The sequence below is a fragment of the Methanomassiliicoccales archaeon genome, from assembly GCA_014361295.1.
In the GTDB taxonomy this organism is placed as follows: Archaea; Thermoplasmatota; Thermoplasmata; order Methanomassiliicoccales; family JACIVX01; genus JACIVX01.
Map to the genome: position 1 here is coordinate 1,512,496 of JACIVX010000001.1, position 17,414 is coordinate 1,529,909.

Consider the following 17,414-nt stretch of genomic DNA (forward strand, 5'->3'; position numbering starts at 1 on the left):
TAAGTTATTACGGATTGCTAGCATATATTCTTTTTCGAATTTTCGCGTTTATGACGGAAAAAGGGCCACATATTCGCCGTTTGAGCGTAATTCTTTCTGCTCTTTTTCAGAGTTATTTTGCAATTTCATTGTCTTAGAAGCTTATCTGTCCAATCAATCCCTTTTTGATCGTCCTATTTTGGTTATCTGACGAATTTCCTCTGATCGGAGGTTAGCGAACTGTTGCCCTACCATCAAGGTCTTCACGACTTAGCAATATGACATGCACAATCATGTCAGTTAACCGTACCCGCATTGCAGCTATTCACGAAGGTGCTTCCTTGATGATCTCCGATTAAGCAAAACCTCAGGCAGGCACAGCGCTTTTTACCTTTCCATTCGAATCGTAGTATTTTCTTCTGAACCAAAATGCAACATTGACCAGACTGATCAGAACAGGGACTTCGACGAGAGGACCGATGACAGCGGCAAATGCAACTCCAGATCCAATGCCAAATATCGCAATTGCGACAGCGATAGCAAGTTCGAAGTTGTTGCTCGCAGCCGTGAAACTCTGAGCGGTGGCATGCGGATAGTCGAATTTCAAGCGGATTGAGAGGCGGAAGGAAAGCAGGAACATAATGGTGAAATAAAGCAGCAGTGGAATCGCGATTCTCACCACATCAATCGGCAGTTGCAATATATATTCTCCCTTCAACGAGAACATGACGACGATCGTGAACAACAATGCAAGCAATGAAACCTTACTGAGTCTCGGGATGAATCTATTGTCATACCAATCAGCTCCTTTTCGTGGCAGGAGCGCGTATCTCGTGATAATACCAGCAACGAATGGAATTCCCAGATAAACCAGGACGGATTGGGCAACCTCCCATATTGATATGCTGACGGCGACACCAGATCCAGGTGCAATAAACTCAGAAAGCACGAAAATCATGAAGTAGGCGTAGAATGAGTATGTAAGAATCTGGAAGATTGAGTTTAGCGCGACCAATATAGCGGCATATTCGGAATCGCCCTCTGCCAATTGATTCCATACGAGAACCATCGCGATGCATCTTGCGAGACCCGTCAGAATGAGGCCAATCCTGTACTCGGGCAGATCGGGCAAAAAGATCCATGCGAGCGTGAACATCAAAAACGGTCCGACGATGTAGTTTAATGTGAGGGATGTGCCGAACATCATCTTAGATTCAGGCATTCGTGTGAGCTTCGAAAGCTCTTCATACTTGACCTTGGCCAATGGTGGGTACATCATCAGAATCAGGCCGATGGCTATGGGTATCGAGGTGGTGCCAATGCTCATCGAATTCAGTATGTCAGCTACTGCGGGAAAAACAGCTCCGAGCCCGACGCCAATGAACATCGCGAGGAAAATCCAAAGTGTCAGATATCGATTGAGGAATGAGAGTTTTTTTGATATTTGCTCTGCCATGCTATGCTCACCGCCTGCTATTTCGGAATGTCTGCATCAATTGTTCATGAATGAAATGGTATTTCAATAAATTTAGAAATGGATTTTGTTATATAAAAACTATAGGCTACCCCTCATATCGAGTATGAAAGCTTCAAAGATCAAGATAAATCGTATCCATTTGCAATCATCATTGCTATTCTATTGACATTCCTATGTAAAGGGTCGAAATTTTCGAAGGTTTTTCTTGGGTACATGTTTTGAGCGTGTCAATTTATTCTCAGGATTCAATCGAATTTAATCCCTTTTTATCGTTAGGTGAAGCGCTTGCTTTACTCAGTTTGTTATGGTCACATTCATCATTGTATCGGATTTTGTGATTAATTTTGGCAAAAGATTTATTTATCGCGTTCTGATAATGCTTCAAAAAATATTGAAATAGGCGACATCAATGGGAGATCCTTTAATCGATCCACTCATCAGCGGCTTCGACAGCATTATGGACTATCTGAGCCAACATACGCTCACATGTCTCATCCCCGCTTTTTTCATTGCCGGAGCTATCGCCGCATTTGTTAAGAAAGAAGCAGTTCTCAAATACTTCGGGCCAAGTGTCAGGAAGATCAAATCGTACACCGTTGCCTCAGTCTCAGGCACAATACTCGCAGTCTGTAGTTGTACGATATTGCCGCTGTTCGCGGGAATTTACAAGAAGGGAAGCGGTATTGGTCCGGCAACGACTTTCCTTTTTGCAGGCCCAGCAATTAACATTCTAGCCATCGTTTATACGGCTCAGGTCCTGGGTTACGATCTCGGGGCTGCAAGAGCGATATCCGCCATCGGTTTGTCGATCGTCGTTGGACTCATGATGGCTTTGGTTTTCAGCGAACATGACAAGGCACTGGTCAGAGAAGAAAAAACTTTCGTTGCTGCAGCATCTTCCAATCCAAGACCAAGATGGGTAATCCCAATCTTTTTCATACTGCTCATCGCGATTCTTCTCATCGGGGCATCGAAACTTGAATGGATTCCAAAGCTCACTGTCGTTTACCTACTCACCGTTGTCGTCGCTGTTATTCTCATCTATTACTTTGAAAGAGACGAAGTGACAAATTGGGCAATGGAAACATGGGATTTGACAAAGAAGATCTTCCCGATATTGATCGCCGGTACTTTCATCGTCGGCGTCATCGCCTATTTTATTCCACCGGAAACCTTCCGACCGTATCTCGGGGATAATTCGATCGGGTCAAACCTGCTCGCATCGATCATCGGTGCGATTCTTTACATGCCAACGTTGCTCGAGGTTCCCATTATTGGGACGACTTTTGGTTATTCGACAGGAGTCATGGCTTCTGGACCGGCATTAAGCCTTCTGTTGAGTGGTCCGACGACAAGCCTGCCGTCATTGATTGTGCTCTATAGGATCATGGGTGCGAAGAAAACGTTTGTCTACTGGATCTCCGTCGTTTTCACATCAGCAATTGCTGGTTTGATATATGGTACAATGGTGGGATAGTATGAGCCGGGAGAAACCGTGTTGTCCGGAATCCGCTGCGAGAAAGGTTAGGAAGCTGAATGTTGGCGGCTTTCTAGTCGGAATCGCCCAGCTCGATGAAATTATCGAGGAAGTCGAAAATCTGGGATTGAAGGACAGCGAGGAAATCGGAAAGCAATTGCTCAGGCGTGTTAAGATCTATAATTATGTTCCACCAGGCACGGAGGGAGAATATATCGATGCGTTGTTGAAAGAGTATGCGAAGAGGAGGTGAAGAATTTGAAGATTGAAGTGCTCGGAACAGGATGTGTTAAATGCAAAAGGCTGGAAAAGCTTGTGCATCAGGCAGTGGAGGAGCTCGGCATAACGGCAGAGATCGTCAAGGTGGAGGACATCGAGGAAATCATGAATCGAGGAATTATGATAACCCCAGCTCTTTATATTGATGGCGAGGCGAGAGCTGTTGGAAGGGTCCCTAGCCTCGATGAAATAAAATCGATGCTCAAAGGAGGGAATTAATGGAAGCTGGCAAGCAAGAAGAATGTCTTTGTGGTGGCGGTCCGATTCTCGTCTATGCTTGTTCAGGCGGGTCCAATGTGGGGCAGATTTCGAATGAGGTCGCGAAGTTGCTTGCCGTCTCAGGAAGAGCGAGGATGTCATGCGCCGCTGGGATAGGAGGACACGTCGGAGGGATTGTCGAGTCTGCCAGAGCGGCAGAAATGTCAGTGGTCATTGATGGGTGTCCTCTCGCTTGCGCTAAGAAATCATTCGAACATCTGGGGTTGAAACCAGGGATGCACGTCGTTATCACAGATCTAGGCATCAAGAAATCTTACAATCTGAATTCAGTGCGAAAGGAAGAAGTCGATTTGGTTTTGAATCACGTCGCGAATCGACTTCCGACGCCGACGAAAGTTCAAATTTAACTGTGAAAATCAAACTCTTTCATTTCTTGACGACTTCTGTTGTTGGGAAGACGAATACCTTTCTAATCCATTCGTGAATTTCGTCTCTTGTGTTTCTGAAGGCACGCATGGTCTCTTCATTTCATTCGATCGTTTTTGAAGTGGCGACAAAACTTTGCCATCTATCTTTTTCCTTTGCTGAAAAACGGACATATGTCTTCTTCATCGTTGCATACCGTTACGACATAGTCAAACTCCTGCTCTTCGAATTTTCTCAGGCTTTTCGAACGGTGATTCAAGATGTCGATCCTAATCTCCCTGATAACGGCAATCGCGAATCTATTTACTCCTATACTAGTTCTTACTTCGTCCTTATTAGTTCTCCTGTGGAGTTTTTTTGTCTGAGACTAATGAGGCACGGATCTGGTGAGGGGCAAGTCTGGCCCTATAGAAAAGAACATGTCTTCCTATGCTCCCTATTTTGTCAAGAGATGATCGCATGAATCGAATCTCTTTCTCCTTGAAAAATAGGTTTTTGTGCGGTCAACTCTTAAGAGCTGAAAGTGGTTTACAAATGAGGAAATTAACGATAGTTTAATACACCTAATTTGTTTATGTCTGTACGAAAAGAGGGATACGATGACAAAGCTAGAAGATAAGGTCGAGATGTACGGAAAGATGGCGCTTGCTCTTGAAATCATCGAGAATTGCAGAGACTTTGCATCCTTAATCCCAGAGGTTCGAACGAATCTCATCTTCGCCTCACCTGATGCAGTATCACCGAGGGATGTCCTTGCCGTCGAAGGAAGAATTACGGTCGTTAATGGTTTCCCGCACGCTGCTGGTCCGATACGGTTCGGAGCATCGAATCATATGTCAAGATTAATATTGGAAATCAATAAAAGGGAATCCAGCATCCGTGCGGGCATCAATTTCGCGAGCACGCCAGAATTGACAAAGTGGCTCAAAGGTTTTTGTGAGAGAAAAGGTTGGACCTTTGGAGTAATCGATCGGTCAAAAGAACCTGTTGAGGTATCATTGAAAGACGGTGAATCAATGCCCTGGAAAATTGAAGAACTGGTGCGATCATCGGATGGGAAAATCCCAAAGGTCTTTTATGAGACTGGCGCCGTTGGAAAGGAGCCCGTTTCTGTTCTGATAGGAAGGGATCCAGTTGAAGTGGCGAGGGAAGCATGTGAGATCGCAATTGCATTTTCGAGGGAAACCAGGGAAATGATCCAAAAAGAAACAAAAGTCGGGAAAATAGCTCCCGAGGAATTCGAATCGATCATCATCGGCAGATTTGGTGCGGCTGATGACACTATTATCGTGCCTCCGAAAGCGGGTGTTGACGCGGGTGTGATCGACCTGGGTAACAACACGGTGCTCGTAGTTGCGGAAGACCCGATTTTTTCCATTCCTGCTCAACCGCTTGAGATGTTTGGATGGTATACGGTCCATATCGGCGCGAGTGATGTGGCAGTGATGGGAGTCAAACCACGGTACATGTGTTATACACTGCTTGTGCCGCCTGGAACTGAAAAGGCGGATATGGAAATCATCGTTGATTCAATACATCGGGCTGCTCTGGAACTTGATATTGCTATTGTCGGAGGACACACGGGTTATTATCCTGGAATCGCCACACCTCTCATTGGTGGCGTTACGGTCTTCGGGATTGCTGAAAGGGGAAGGTACGTGACTGCCGCTGGAGCGAAGCCTGGAAACGACATTATTTTGACCAAGGGACCGGCGATCGAGGCCGTCGGGATTCTTGCTTCTATTTATGAAAAAGAACTCGCCGGACGGTGCGATGCCAGAACAATTGAAAAAGCCAAGTCATTGATGCGACAGATCTCCGTTGTGAGGGATGCGATGATTGCCATGAATACGGGCGGCGTAACGGCAATGCACGACGCGACAGAGGGCGGCGTGATCGGCGGCCTTTTTGAGATTGCGCAGGCGAGCAATGTTGGAATGGAGGTCGACGAGTCGCTATTTACAATTCCTAATGAGGTGGAACTGATCTGCGAAGCCTTTGATATTGATCCTGTTGAGGCAATTTCCGAGGGATCTCTCATCATCACTGCGGAGGTGGAGAAGTCCTCTCAAATCGTCGACAATCTCAAACGTTCTGGTATTGATGCATCTGTGATCGGGAAAGTCGTTGACTCGACCGAAAGAAGGATTTTGAAGCGTAAATCTGGCGAAATAGTTCCATTGAGAATCCCAGAACAGGACCCCTTCTGGCCAGTGTTCTTCAGAGGGCTTTCCTCAAGGCAATCATGAACTTTCCCACAATTCTTTTGACATCAGATTATGCAAGGCTGCGGAATTGAGGGGATTTGAACTGGATTCCTGATCAATTGTCAATTACTCTTTTTCCTACCATGATTTAATCGGAGAGATCTCTCTCAGCGTTCTGACGACCTCCGGGATAACATCGAGGAAGTAGTCAACTTCTTCAAATGTGTTCATCCTGCTGAGACTGACTCTAAGCGATCCTCTCGCCTGTTCAGGTCTGATTCCGCAGGCGAGTAGAACATGCGACGGCTCAAGGTTCTTCGTAGAACACGCTGAGCCAGTCGATGTCGCGATCCCTTTCATATCGAGTTGGAGAACGAGGGCCTCTCCCTCAACAAAGTCGAATCTGAAATTAGCGTTGTTGCAAAGGCGTTTGTATCGATGACCGTTAAGGTAGGAATCTGGAATTCGAAGGAGAACGCCATCAATGATGCGCTCTCTCATCGCCTTCATCTTTTCGACATCTTCTATCATGCTTCCCATCCCTATCTCGACCGCCTTTCCCAAACCGACGATTCCACTAACGTTTTCGGTCGATGAACGCAAACCCCTTTCATGACCGCCGCCATACATGATCGGTCTGATCTTTGTTCCGTTGCGAACATAAAGAGCCCCGACGCCTTTTGGACCGTGAATCTTATGTGCTGAGATTGAAAGGAGATCGATCGAATCCTTTACGACATCGATCGGCATTTTCATAAATGCCTGGACTGCGTCCGTGTGAAACAGCGCCTTGTAATCATGAGCAATTTCGCCAATTGCTCGAATCGGCTGAATTGTGCCGATTTCGTTATTGGCCGCCATGATTGATACGAGTATCGTTTGGCGGGTTATCGCTTCTTTGATTGCTTCTTCGGAAACGATTCCTTCGCTGCTCACTGGTAAATATGTAACTCTGAATCCCTGACTTTCCAAGAATTGACAGGTGTGAAGTACGGCATGATGTTCGATAGCGCTCGTTATAATGTGATTTCTTCGATCTTTGTTTGCGAATGCAACGCCCTGGATAGCGAGATTATCCGATTCCGTGCCCCCCGAAGTAAAAATAATCTCCCTTGATGTTGCATTGAGCGCCTTGGCGACGATCCTTCTCGCCTCCTCCATCGCCTCCCCTGCCTCACGTCCGAAAGAATGGAGGCTGGAGGCGTTTCCAAATTTTTCATCGAAGAATGGCAGCATCGCCTCGACGACTTTCGGGTCAACGCGCGTCGTCGCACTGTTATCGAAATAGACCTTCGGCATCCGAGATCACCTTTTTGATTAACTATTGTTACAGTATATCTCTTTTATACTGATTTCGTTCGGCGAAGGAAGATGATCGACCGAAGATAAATAAATGAAGATCCATTCGATCCCCTTTTCGTTCAAATACTGATTGATTATTCCTCGATAGTCCAGATTAGAGTACGCCACATTTTTGTAAATTGATTTTATTCATACAATGAGAAGATATAATTAACAATGGAAAAGTATTTCAAATAGAATTGAAATAGTATTGGTTGACGGCGCAGGATGCACCGTCGGGAGGTGTCGTGAAATGGAAGGCGCTGGGGCCATCGCGGCGATTATCGTTCAGGCGATCTGCATCATAATCATCATCGCGTACCAGCTTGCCGCGTAGGCAACAAGTTACGCATTTCGGAATGAGGCGATTCAAATTCGGAAATGTGTATCGGATGCTTTCTCACGCAGATCTAGGTGACAATATTATTACAGGCATAATCGATCATGCGCGCTGTCGGAAAGAGCGGCAGATCGGTGCAGATCGCAAACGGATAAGCGAGGATCGAGCGATCTAGGAGGGATCTGCGCAGGGAGGTTTTGAAATTCATTAGTATTTTGAATTCCTCCAGGCGCTATGATCTCTCCTATTATGAGTGATTGCTGGCCCGTTTTTGAAAAGCATTAAAATTCATTCCTTTTCTGTAAAGCGCTGTGCACAGATTCATTGTCATAAGTCTGTGACGAGAATGATTTGCTGATAAATCCTGTCGCGAACATCTTGTTTTGAGTAACTGGAAGTATCTCGTATTTCTTTTATCGATTGTTTGTTTTGTTGGTTTTATTTCATCATTGCCCGAAGTTGTTTCGACAAATCTATATATAATGTAAGAAGTATTTCAAATTAATTTGAAATAAGTGATCAACATGAAAAATGAAAAGGAAATTCTTCTGGTAAGCTGCAGTGGCGCTTCAAACACGGGCACGCTGTCTGATTGTGTTGTAAGAGAACTTGTAAATGAAAATCCAAACAGATACAAACTTCTCTGCTTGCCAGCACTCGCCATCGGCCGCAGGAATGCGATGGAAAGCTTGAAAGACGCCAGCCATATCGTTGTCCTCGATGGCTGCGCAATGAAGTGTGCGACCCAAATTCTACAGGAAAAAGGACGGTTACCAGACGTTTCAATTGAACTGGCAAAAGATTGTGGAATAAAAAAGAACATGATTCCGTCTTGTGAGAGGGAAGATGTCAAAAAAGTTAAAGAATTAGTAAAAAAGGCAACGGAAAATTGGTGATTTGTATGACTGAAAAGATCATTTTTGACTCAAAGAAATGTACAATGTGCGGGAAATGTATCGACATATGCCCAGGGAATGCCCTTCAGATGGGCGACGAGACACCCCGCCTAATCAACAGCGAACTCTGCTCCCTCTGCGGGGTATGTGAAGATCAGTGTCCTGCTGGCGCAATTACCATTCCATCAAAGCCTGCCGTGGTCTATCAAGCGACAATCATCGCAGGCGATCCTGGTATCGTTGAGATATCGGAAAAGATCGCGAGCGCACTTGATCTCAAGAAAATGCCTGTTGGAGTGAAATTACTGAAACAACGGGAATCGCCGCCTCCCGGATTCAGAAAAGTCGATATTCCACTCCGGCACTGCGTTTCCGTTCATATGGCGTCACTTGGGGCGAGCCTTTATCTCCCTGGCGAAATGCACGCTTGCTCTGCGGCGAAGGCTGCGCTCGGAATTGCGGATTTGCCTGAAAAAGTGAAATCTGGCAAGGTTCCCTATATGCATGGTCTTGCCGCATCGGAAAAGATCGCTGCACGGATCATGGAGGAAGTTCCAAAACTTGAACCTGGCAGCACGGCTGGGACTTTAGTCGCACCCCTTAAAACTTTCGCCGAGGCCCCTGATGTCGTTATTATTACCTGCCTTCCAAAGCAGGCGATGTGGATTGCTAACTCGCTTCTATACGCGACGGGTGGTCCACGGATCACCGCGAACTTCGCAGGCATGCAAGCTTCTTGCGGGGATTCGACTACACTACCGTTGAAAACAGGTAAGGTCAATTTCTCACTCGGATGTTATGGCTGCCGGTCGGCTGGTAAACTCCGAGACGAAGAGATGTATGTGGGCATCCCCTGGTCAATGATTCACTCAGTTGTTGGGGGACTCATTGGTCTAAGGAAGGCGATGGGAAAGCTCGAAGCGCGCGCCCAGAGCTAATCGTGATCTGCCACTTTTCCTGAACTTCTTTTAGCTTTCGACAATTTTTGATCCTAGAAATTACGGAGACCCTACAGCAGAGAAAAACACGCATCCTTTCAGCAACGCACACTCCAATGGTTTCAATTGATGATAATGTTAATCGAGGAACGATGATGCTCGTTGACTGTCGATCAGCTCATAGATCAATTTGCAAGCTTTTTCAGCATCATTCCTCATGTTTGCTTTGATTAAGATCTTGCCATTTGAATAAACGTGGCAAACAGTTCCAGTATCTTCAAAAAGGACTAGCAATAAGCATCCCAGGTTCGTAATTTCCTTAACCCCTATATTCTTGAGCCTTGATTCGAGGACTTCGAGATCAACTTCCAGTTTCTCTTTCGGCGTCGCCTCAAATTCCTCAATTCCTGAACAAAGTTTTCTCATAACAAATTCAACTGTCGTCATCGCTTATCCCTTTTCAATCCTGCCTGGATTAGCAGAGAATCGATCTTTTCTCTTGCTGATTTGTTGCTTTCGTGGGATAGCGGTTGACAGCTCTCTATCTGTGCTCGACCCTCGAGAATCTCCACCGCAAATGCCATACAAGTTGGGAAACCGCATTTGCCGCAGTTGCTCCGCGGCAGAAGTCTGAGAAGATCGACTATCCCGACCCTCCTTCGTTTTTTGTATTCTTCTGGGTCGATTTCGTTTTTCCTCTTTTCCACATCCTCTATCCAATCGACAACTTCTTTGATAACTCGTTCTGCCTCATCCAGATCGGTCAGCTGAGTAATCCCCACATTGCCGTCCCCATCGATTGAAATGATTCTTTGTTCCGACTTGTAGGACAAAACACGTGCTCCTTCGTTGTAATTAGAACTGGGGCGATCGCTTGCTAGATATGGTAAAAGAGATTGGACATCGCCTTCGAGTCTGTATATCGCTCTGATTTTCCTGCTGTCTGCAATACATGGCAGCGTTTCGACAAGCACCCATTTGAAACTACCCATCAGATCTAACCATCCATATTCGATATTCGCAGAGATTCCATTCTTCTTGTGGGATTCGATTTGTCATCAGTATTAAATACTTCTAGGCTATTTCAACTTTTTTGAAAATTCCTGTATGTGCATAATATTGAGAGGTGACTAGCTTAGTTTTGGATTGGTGAAATTGATGACGTCAAGAGTGAAGGTCAACATGAGTGTGTGTGGAAAGACGACGATTATCAAAGTCACACAAAATGATGAAGGAGACTTCGAAATCGAGGCGGAGACAGATTGCGACAATGTTAAGGAATTCATCGGTCTGCTCGGAAAATTGACACTGACAGATATTTCAGATAAGCCAAATAGTCGGATCTGGGAGTGCTTCAAGAAGGCAAAGATGAGCTCGACTTGCTTGACACCAGCTGCGGTCGTCAATGCCGCTTGGCTTGAGGCCGGAATGTTGTCGAAGAATCTTGCGCTTTCAAAAGGAAAAATCTGCGTGGAATATCTTGAATGAAGCCTTGAATCTTTATCTATACCTAACTGGGTCAGAATGAATTGATCGATAAACTTTCAATGGAAACTTCATTATGAGAAAAGGTAATATTGTCTTCAGGAGCGCAATCTCCTCTGTACCAAATCTATATTTCTGCTGAGAATTAAATGGTTTATTCATGAGAGATTTTGAAGAGACTCTCAACAACGAACTGAACGGTAAAAGATCAGATCCGCCCTTCATCCTGTGCGCAGGGGGCGGGCCGTTTGGATTGAAAGCCGCAGAGATCGCTAAATCTTATGGTGCGGTATTGGTGGTCGATCGGGATCTCAAATGCCCTGCTGCGAGAAAAGCGGACATCGTCCTCGATCAAATTCACGATCTTGATCTTTATTCTCTTGGCAAAATTCAATTCCTTGTCGCGGATGCCGCGGGTGTTCTTTTAGACTTGATCGATCTCAACCAGCTTCCAGATTTTGTCATTCCCGTGGTAAAAGGACATTTTGCTGCAAGATTGGCTTTTGAATTTCTCGTCAGGAATGGGTATCAGGTGATGCCGAATCCAGATCTAATGGCTAAAATGATCCCAAAATTGCCTGACATTCTCAGCTCGCAAACGGATGAGAACAGTGCGGTTCTCTCAGTGAGTTACATGCCTTTTCAAGAACAATGCGATGAGATGTGCGAACGCCCTTTAATATGTCCGATAACGGGACTGAAGAGGGAAATCCCGATGCACGAGATCATTACCAGGTCTCTCTTAGAGGTGACTCGCAGTTTTGCGGTTCTGGTGACACAGAATTTCGGCGGAATAGGTGCGCTACGGATTTCTGATATCCAGCGTTTAATAAAATGTCTTTCATCTCTCAAATCTAGCGATTCTCTCTGCGTGGCCACATCCTGTGAGTGCCATGGTATTGTCAACTTTCTAGTCGTTGGAAGTCTAAGGGAGAACACTCTATGATAATGATTTATCGCGTGGACAAGAATCTTTTCAATGGCATGTTTGAACGCACTTTGTAAAGAACAAAGAGTGAACGGAAGAATAGATTGAAACGCGTTTGAATCTGTATTTATCTTCCCTCGTTTTTTCATTTCCCAACGTGGCATTTGAGGAGGCGTGAGAAAAAGAGCTTTATTTGTCCAATTTCTAACACCGTATATGCTCGCCTGTTCGTGGAGCGGTGGAAAGGATAGTTGTTTCGCTTTTTGGAAAATGGCTTGCGCTGGATACGAGATCAAATATTTATTGAACACTTGTCGGAAAGAAAGTGGAAGAGTCGCTTTTCACGGCGTGAGGGCGTCATTGATTGAAGAGCAGGCAAGGTCGATCGGGGTCGAGCTTCTCCAGAAAGAAGTGGTCGGCAATGACTACGAGAAGCAATTCCTAGAAGCTCTTTTTGAACTCAAATCTTTCGGCGTTGATGGGATTGTTTTCGGCGATATCGATGTAGAACAGAACAGACAGTGGTGTGAAAACGTATGCAAGAAAGCTGGTGTCCGATCATATTTCCCTCTTTGGAATCTCGATCAGGCGCGTATTCTTAATGATTTTCTAGCTGAGGGTTTCAAAGCGATTGTCGTTGCCCTGAATTCGAAATTCCTCGATGAGGAATGGCTTGGAAAAGTAATTGGCCCGGATTTGTTAAATCAAATCGAAACGCTCAATGTTTACAGATTAACGACAAAGATAACGCCCTGTGGTGAGATGGGAGAGTATCATACATTCGTTTTTGACGGTCCTCTTTTCCGATTTCCTATCCGTTATAAATTGGGAGAGAAAGTTTTCAAAGAGGGGTATTGGTTGATTGATCTTCTATAATGAAAATTCATATCGAGCTCTCTGCCGTTAACTGACAAGCTTTCTAGCCGAGGCACGAGTAGTAGAGTTCCGACTCGACAAAAATCTTATATAGGATTCCGTTTTTACGAAAAACTGCCCTATCCGTTATACAATTAATCACTTCTAGAATAGGGCATTTCCGAAAGAATTCGACGATGACGGGGGTGTTCGATATGGGCATTCACGTTATCGCCGAATTGCTCGGCGTTGACCCTCGAAAGATCTCTCGCGTCGAGATTATCCGCCCGATCTTGAATAGAGTTATTTCTAAATCTGGATTGAACTGCATTTCCTCTCATTATCATCAATTCGAAGAATATGGCGTCTCTGCTGTATATCTATTGAGTGAGTCCCACCTGAGCGTACATACATGGCCCGAATATGGTTACATCGCTCTCGACATTTTTACCTGCGGTCCTGATGAGTCAGCCCTGAAAGCTTTTCGTTTGCTCATTGAAGAATTCAGACCCAAGATCGTCAAGAAAAAGATCATCAGGAGGGTTCCCTATGCAAAAGGTGGATGCACAGATCTTGAAGATTCTTTCGGAATCGAAGAAGTCCATTTGGGAGCTGCTTGATGCCTTCGATTTCAATTTAAGGGAATTTATTTGCGGACTGAGGCGACTTCACGATGCTGGGTTAATTTCTGCGGATGAGGAAGGATTCGCTCTCACTGAAAGAGGGAAGAATGTTCTCGATCCTCATATTACAGCATTCAAACTCGTGAAATGCAGGGAATGTCTCGGCAAGAAATTTCTATTGACTGATAGATTAAAAGAAATTCTCGAGGAATTCAAGGAGATCACGAAAACCAGACCTCAGCCAACTTTTGACTATTTCCAGGGATACATGGATGAGATCGATGTTATATCAAGGGTAGCTCTCATGCACTACTACAACGATCTCCACAATAAGGATTTCGTTCTTATCGGTGATGATGACCTTCTAAGCATTGCCCTCTCTCTGACGAATCTGCCTTCGAGAATCTGTGTTTTGGATATCGACGAACGGATCGGTAGTTATCTTACTCAATTGAACAAGGAGCGCGGATTTGACATCGAGTTCCGTAGGTATAATGTCGCGGAGCCTTTACCGGATGATCTCATTCGCAAATTCGACGTCTTCTCTTCTGAGCCTCTCGAAACGATCAGCGGATTGAAGGCATTCATTGGGAGGGGAGTAAGTTGTCTTGGAGCCGGTGGTGTCGGTTATTTCGGTCTGACGGTCGCCGAGGCATCCCATGAAAAATGGCTTAAAATTGAAAAAATGCTTGCGAATGGAAATTGTGTGATTACCGATCTAATAAGGGGTTTTTCGAGATATCCGATGAGATACGATGATGTGAACTATGAAACATTTATCGCAAACCTAAAATTCCCCGCGAAGGAAAACCCAGGAATCCACTGGTATAAGTCAGCTCTCATCCGATTTGAAATTTTAGGAGAACCAAAGCACATCATCGATCCGAAAAGAAAGCTTAAGCTCGAATTCATTGACCGAGCGGAGGACATCACTCACATCAGCGTCAATCAATGTATTGAGAATAGGGATGAAAATGGGAAGTGACCATCGAAACTGCAAGTTTCGATGGAATGACCAGAAGAAAGGCGACACAGCAAGATCTTTAGATCATCATCGAGTTCCCGAAAAAAACTGTCAGCAAAGGAAAGCGCAGCGGATTCTATGGTCATGCCTGCGAGTAGATTCCAGAACCGCGATTGACTGATGAGAGACATTCTCAGTGAAAATTCAATCGTTTTCGTAGCTGAGCGAGGAAGCTCTCTCGTCAGATACGTTCTAGGATGGAACGACAGACCTTGCAATTGTAGGGGAAAAGGGGATATGATTGCGATTGCTTCGTGCTGGGAGATTACTGACACACGGGTATAATGTATGGTTATGCAACGCGATTCTTGAGTGGTTTAGAGAAAAAGGCGTCTCGTGCGTCGAATCGGACGTCCATTACGAGAATCGTGAATCGATCTGCCCGTTCGAAGGTTTGGTCTAAAGAAGTATGTAAAACGTTTCAGATTGCCGTGAGTATTAAGTCGGGGGTTATAGAGAAAATATGTTGATTTTGTCTCAGGGATTTCATTTCTATTGTTGAAGTTGCTGGGGTGCTTATTTTCGTACGATTCTCTTTTGGCTCGCATGAGCCAACAACGGACCCTATCGAGCTTCAAGGCGAGTACTTAATCGAGTAAAGAGAATCGAGTAAAGAGAAAGAATCGACTTCTCCGTTGTCACATCCTTCTCTAACGGATTCTTTTGTCAACGCAGAATACCCGTCGCCTACGTGCTGTGATCCAGCAACCCTTTCAAGTGGTTGCCGTCATGTCCCCATCATTTGAATCGTAGTCGGATAGCTCTGTTTGACCCTTACGCTCGCCTACCCATTCCTTTAGTAGTCTTACTATTTTTGATCTTGTATTTTTGTTTTCTATGTTAACGCCTTCCTTGAACCTGAAGACAATATTAGGCGAGCTGTCATCATACTCCATATAATCCTTCATTTTTCCCTCTACCAACTGGACCAATTGCTGTTCTACGGACTTAACAAGTTTGCCTTTGCTGGTCTCAGAAACATTTTCAGCAATCCTCTCCAGGCCTGAGGTGACTATCTGATCGGCGGTCCTGCCTCTGCATCCCGGTTCGGCCAGCTTTAGGACCAAGTTCACGAGCCCCCTCCTCAATTCGTACGATTTCGATGCCATTTCCGGAATCAACTGGATTTGAATATCGGGCGATCGGCTTATATCCGTTCCATTGAATTTCCTAAGGTACTCCGCCAGTTCTGTGTCGCTGAGCTTCTCCGTGTTCTTCGAGTCGAAGCGGTCTCTCACGAATATCTGGCAGTAACCGCCGTCGTCGACGTCATTTTCGAGCCGACTGCATATCACGTTTGGCTTCCCCGCGATGGTGTCGCCGAGCCACTGCTGGAACAGCCTCGGGTTCATATCCCGATAGGAATCCAGCTGGCATTTCTTGGGCTTGTCGTTGAGGGTGACCTCTATTATCGCCCATTTTGAATCGCTCGAGCAGACGATATCCGGCACGCCGCCCGCGCCGGTTGGATCCGCCACAGGCTCAATGACGCCTATCTTGTATCCAGCGCTCTTAAAGGGTCCCTTGAGTCCGATGGTCTTGAGCTCGTAGAAAAGGGCGACGGTGTTCCTCCAAAGACGGATTCTGTCGTCGACTTCACGCAAATACTTCTACCCCGTCGATCGAGATCGATGTCTTTCCCGCGCTCTCCTCGCCGTGGACAGTCGCGATCCTCGGCGCCGCGTTCACGCATCCGTCCATCGGGATCACCAAGTGCGCGTAACTGGGGGCAACACCCATCAGGACGCGGTCCCACGTGTGGAGGTCGACGCCCGAGTACCTCCTGTAGTCGTCTTCGCGCTCGAGTTCGACCAGCCACAGCTTCAGCTCGCCGACCCCCTTCGATGTTACATTGGAGAACCCGTCTACGTCGATGCTTCTGGTAAATTCGATCTCGAACGGGGCGTAGACGCTGTCCCTTATCTTTGTGGCTTCCCGGAGTTCGTCCTCGTAGACGAGGGCCATGTATATGACGCACTGCAGGGCCTCCTCTACTTCCGTCGCCCTGTTGATGGTGACCTTTCCGTTTGAATACCACTCCGACGATATCACTACGTCGTTGCCGCTGATCTTCTGCCACCTCATGCTGTTGATGGCATACTTTTCCCTGAGTGTTCGGAGGACCCCCTCTATCTCGGGGTCTATTCCCTGGGCCCCGTACCACGCTTTCATGCTGAGATAGCTCCTGTGCTCCTCTGGTCTCAGGCCGTCCTCGAACTTGATGCCGACTCCTCTTTCCATCCAGTTTTCCTTATCGGACCAGTACTTCATGAGACTCCGGGTCAGCCAGCAGTAGTCGATGCCGTGCGTTTCTCCGACCATCTTTTCGATCGAATAGTCAGAGATCCTGGCCTCCGCGAGACTGAATATCGTGCAGACGCGCTCTCCTGTTCTGTTTAGGACGAAGCTCTCGTCGGTCCTACGGTCGTCCGCCGCCGAGTTGATGTACCATCCAGAAACATCCAGCGGCCGCCAAGAACCGGACGGACAGGGTATATGCGGAACGAGCTTCGGGTTGACCTCGATGAGGTAGGCTTTAAGCTGTGCCCAGTGGTACTTGCCGTGTTCCTCGAGGGCCTCCTCGTTCTTATTGAACAGGAACTGCACGCACCTCTTGAAATCGCCGAGAGACTTTATCCCGTCCATCGCCTTTTTCCCCCTGCTTGCATAATCCAACTATATAACTATCTTTGCATCCTCTGCACAGAGAATATGAGATTATTCCGATATATATGGTTAAGCTTTTGAAGTGCAGACAAGAGAAAACCCGCTCCGTCACCACTCCTTTGGTATCTCCTCTATTTCCGTAATCTTCTCAGAGATGGGGGGGGGGGGAGAAAAGTTCTCTAGTTGTGTGTGAACAGAACTTTTGTTATGACTTTCAATTCCTTTTATTGGTTTTTGGCATCTAACGCAGCGA

The 17,414-nt window shown here is 46.0% G+C and carries 20 protein-coding genes and 1 pseudogene; 14 read left to right on the forward strand and 7 right to left on the reverse strand.

What is annotated here, in order from left to right; genetic code table 11:
- Positions 1 to 346: 346 nt before the first annotated feature.
- Positions 347 to 1,435: an ACR3 family arsenite efflux transporter gene (arsB, locus tag H5T41_07510; protein MBC7108617.1), complete on the reverse strand. Its 1,089-nt coding sequence runs from the start codon at positions 1,433 to 1,435 to the stop codon at positions 347 to 349.
- Between the two features lie 430 nt (positions 1,436 to 1,865).
- Here arsB and H5T41_07515 point away from each other — a divergent pair, with 430 nt between their 5' ends.
- The 4 genes from H5T41_07515 to H5T41_07530 are packed head-to-tail and all read left to right on the forward strand — an operon-like array spanning position 1,866 to position 3,838.
- A complete protein-coding gene (locus H5T41_07515; protein MBC7108618.1) occupies positions 1,866 to 2,933 on the forward strand; it encodes a permease in 1,068 nt (355 codons plus the stop codon).
- Position 2,934: 1 nt separating this feature from the next.
- Positions 2,935 to 3,186 carry a hypothetical protein gene (locus H5T41_07520; protein ID MBC7108619.1) on the forward strand — a complete coding sequence of 84 codons (252 nt, stop codon included), beginning with the start codon at positions 2,935 to 2,937 and terminating at the stop codon, positions 3,184 to 3,186.
- A gap of 5 nt (positions 3,187 to 3,191) precedes the next feature.
- The gene (locus tag H5T41_07525) at positions 3,192 to 3,431 is read left to right on the forward strand and encodes a TM0996/MTH895 family glutaredoxin-like protein (protein MBC7108620.1); all 240 of its coding nucleotides are present in this window, start codon (positions 3,192 to 3,194) and stop codon (positions 3,429 to 3,431) included.
- Entirely contained in the window at positions 3,431 to 3,838 is a 408-nt protein-coding gene (locus tag H5T41_07530) for a putative zinc-binding protein (protein ID MBC7108621.1), read from the forward strand. The genes H5T41_07525 and H5T41_07530 overlap by 1 nt, the downstream gene beginning before the upstream one ends.
- Before the next feature lie 161 nt (positions 3,839 to 3,999).
- Here the strand turns inward: H5T41_07530 and H5T41_07535 are convergent, their stop codons facing one another.
- Positions 4,000 to 4,170 (reverse strand): hypothetical protein, encoded by a 171-nt coding sequence (locus H5T41_07535; GenBank protein MBC7108622.1) that lies wholly within the window; start codon positions 4,168 to 4,170, stop codon positions 4,000 to 4,002.
- 286 nt (positions 4,171 to 4,456) lie between these two features.
- Here H5T41_07535 and H5T41_07540 point away from each other — a divergent pair.
- Both H5T41_07540 and H5T41_07545 read left to right on the forward strand, forming a co-directional pair.
- A pseudogene (locus H5T41_07540) lies at positions 4,457 to 5,041 on the forward strand (phosphomethylpyrimidine kinase).
- A 9-nt stretch (positions 5,042 to 5,050) separates the two neighbouring features.
- The gene (locus tag H5T41_07545; protein ID MBC7108623.1) at positions 5,051 to 6,106 is read left to right on the forward strand and encodes an AIR synthase; all 1,056 of its coding nucleotides are present in this window, start codon (positions 5,051 to 5,053) and stop codon (positions 6,104 to 6,106) included.
- A 96-nt stretch (positions 6,107 to 6,202) separates the two neighbouring features.
- On the opposite strand, the gene nifS is transcribed toward H5T41_07545, so the two are convergent.
- Entirely contained in the window at positions 6,203 to 7,363 is a 1,161-nt protein-coding gene (gene nifS, locus H5T41_07550) for a cysteine desulfurase NifS (GenBank protein MBC7108624.1), read from the reverse strand.
- Between the two features lie 906 nt (positions 7,364 to 8,269).
- On the opposite strand from nifS, the gene H5T41_07555 reads away from it, so the two are divergent.
- Together H5T41_07555 and H5T41_07560 are read left to right on the forward strand one after the other, a co-directional pair.
- A complete protein-coding gene (locus H5T41_07555) occupies positions 8,270 to 8,641 on the forward strand; it encodes a putative zinc-binding protein (protein ID MBC7108625.1) in 372 nt (123 codons plus the stop codon).
- 5 nt (positions 8,642 to 8,646) lie between these two features.
- Positions 8,647 to 9,579, forward strand: a complete 933-nt coding sequence (locus H5T41_07560) for a DUF169 domain-containing protein (protein MBC7108626.1) — start codon at positions 8,647 to 8,649, stop codon at positions 9,577 to 9,579.
- A 138-nt stretch (positions 9,580 to 9,717) separates the two neighbouring features.
- On the opposite strand, the gene H5T41_07565 is transcribed toward H5T41_07560, so the two are convergent.
- Together H5T41_07565 and H5T41_07570 are read right to left on the reverse strand one after the other, a co-directional pair.
- A complete protein-coding gene (locus H5T41_07565; protein ID MBC7108627.1) occupies positions 9,718 to 10,026 on the reverse strand; it encodes a hypothetical protein in 309 nt (102 codons plus the stop codon).
- Positions 10,023 to 10,571, reverse strand: coding sequence for a hypothetical protein (locus H5T41_07570; GenBank protein MBC7108628.1), 549 nt, complete (start codon positions 10,569 to 10,571; stop codon positions 10,023 to 10,025). Before H5T41_07570 ends, H5T41_07565 begins: the two co-directional genes overlap by 4 nt.
- Before the next feature lie 166 nt (positions 10,572 to 10,737).
- On the opposite strand from H5T41_07570, the gene H5T41_07575 reads away from it, so the two are divergent.
- The 6 genes from H5T41_07575 to H5T41_07600 all read left to right on the forward strand — a co-directional run bounded on the left by H5T41_07575 (position 10,738) and on the right by H5T41_07600 (position 14,897).
- On the forward strand, positions 10,738 to 11,067 hold the full coding sequence (locus tag H5T41_07575) for a hypothetical protein (GenBank protein MBC7108629.1): 330 nt from the start codon (positions 10,738 to 10,740) through the stop codon (positions 11,065 to 11,067).
- Between the two features lie 157 nt (positions 11,068 to 11,224).
- Positions 11,225 to 12,010 carry a hypothetical protein gene (locus tag H5T41_07580; protein MBC7108630.1) on the forward strand — a complete coding sequence of 262 codons (786 nt, stop codon included), beginning with the start codon at positions 11,225 to 11,227 and terminating at the stop codon, positions 12,008 to 12,010.
- Positions 12,011 to 12,208: 198 nt separating this feature from the next.
- Positions 12,209 to 12,868 (forward strand): diphthine--ammonia ligase, encoded by a 660-nt coding sequence (locus tag H5T41_07585; GenBank protein ID MBC7108631.1) that lies wholly within the window; start codon positions 12,209 to 12,211, stop codon positions 12,866 to 12,868.
- Positions 12,869 to 13,062: 194 nt separating this feature from the next.
- Positions 13,063 to 13,467 carry an adenosylmethionine decarboxylase gene (speD, locus tag H5T41_07590; GenBank protein ID MBC7108632.1) on the forward strand — a complete coding sequence of 135 codons (405 nt, stop codon included), beginning with the start codon at positions 13,063 to 13,065 and terminating at the stop codon, positions 13,465 to 13,467.
- The gene (locus H5T41_07595) at positions 13,397 to 14,455 is read left to right on the forward strand and encodes a bis-aminopropyl spermidine synthase family protein (GenBank protein ID MBC7108633.1); all 1,059 of its coding nucleotides are present in this window, start codon (positions 13,397 to 13,399) and stop codon (positions 14,453 to 14,455) included. Before speD ends, H5T41_07595 begins: the two co-directional genes overlap by 71 nt.
- A 280-nt stretch (positions 14,456 to 14,735) precedes the next feature.
- Positions 14,736 to 14,897 (forward strand): hypothetical protein, encoded by a 162-nt coding sequence (locus tag H5T41_07600; protein ID MBC7108634.1) that lies wholly within the window; start codon positions 14,736 to 14,738, stop codon positions 14,895 to 14,897.
- Positions 14,898 to 15,207: 310 nt separating this feature from the next.
- Here the strand turns inward: H5T41_07600 and H5T41_07605 are convergent, their stop codons facing one another.
- Complete coding sequence (locus H5T41_07605; GenBank protein MBC7108635.1) at positions 15,208 to 16,098, reverse strand: hypothetical protein; 891 nt, start codon at positions 16,096 to 16,098, stop codon at positions 15,208 to 15,210.
- Entirely contained in the window at positions 16,091 to 17,140 is a 1,050-nt protein-coding gene (locus tag H5T41_07610) for a hypothetical protein (GenBank protein MBC7108636.1), read from the reverse strand. Before H5T41_07610 ends, H5T41_07605 begins: the two co-directional genes overlap by 8 nt.
- Positions 17,141 to 17,414 lie beyond the last annotated feature (274 nt).

Bases quoted from the DNA above. Each gene is read 5' to 3' on its own strand.
- H5T41_07565 (MBC7108627.1), bottom strand. From the start codon at position 10,026: ATGACGACAGTTGAATTTGTTATGAGAAAACTTTGTTCAGGAATTGAG.
- H5T41_07585 (MBC7108631.1), top strand. From the start codon at position 12,209: ATGCTCGCCTGTTCGTGGAGCGGTGGAAAGGATAGTTGTTTCGCTTTT.
- nifS (MBC7108624.1), bottom strand. From the start codon at position 7,363: ATGCCGAAGGTCTATTTCGATAACAGTGCGACGACGCGCGTTGACCCG.
- H5T41_07575 (MBC7108629.1), top strand. From the start codon at position 10,738: ATGACGTCAAGAGTGAAGGTCAACATGAGTGTGTGTGGAAAGACGACG.
- H5T41_07515 (MBC7108618.1), top strand. From the start codon at position 1,866: ATGGGAGATCCTTTAATCGATCCACTCATCAGCGGCTTCGACAGCATT.
- H5T41_07580 (MBC7108630.1), top strand. From the start codon at position 11,225: ATGAGAGATTTTGAAGAGACTCTCAACAACGAACTGAACGGTAAAAGA.
- H5T41_07530 (MBC7108621.1), top strand. From the start codon at position 3,431: ATGGAAGCTGGCAAGCAAGAAGAATGTCTTTGTGGTGGCGGTCCGATT.
- H5T41_07610 (MBC7108636.1), bottom strand. From the start codon at position 17,140: ATGGACGGGATAAAGTCTCTCGGCGATTTCAAGAGGTGCGTGCAGTTC.
- H5T41_07595 (MBC7108633.1), top strand. From the start codon at position 13,397: ATGCAAAAGGTGGATGCACAGATCTTGAAGATTCTTTCGGAATCGAAG.
- H5T41_07545 (MBC7108623.1), top strand. From the start codon at position 5,051: ATGATCCAAAAAGAAACAAAAGTCGGGAAAATAGCTCCCGAGGAATTC.
- H5T41_07560 (MBC7108626.1), top strand. From the start codon at position 8,647: ATGACTGAAAAGATCATTTTTGACTCAAAGAAATGTACAATGTGCGGG.
- H5T41_07520 (MBC7108619.1), top strand. From the start codon at position 2,935: ATGAGCCGGGAGAAACCGTGTTGTCCGGAATCCGCTGCGAGAAAGGTT.
- speD (MBC7108632.1), top strand. From the start codon at position 13,063: ATGGGCATTCACGTTATCGCCGAATTGCTCGGCGTTGACCCTCGAAAG.
- H5T41_07570 (MBC7108628.1), bottom strand. From the start codon at position 10,571: ATGGGTAGTTTCAAATGGGTGCTTGTCGAAACGCTGCCATGTATTGCA.
- arsB (MBC7108617.1), bottom strand. From the start codon at position 1,435: ATGGCAGAGCAAATATCAAAAAAACTCTCATTCCTCAATCGATATCTG.
- H5T41_07555 (MBC7108625.1), top strand. From the start codon at position 8,270: ATGAAAAATGAAAAGGAAATTCTTCTGGTAAGCTGCAGTGGCGCTTCA.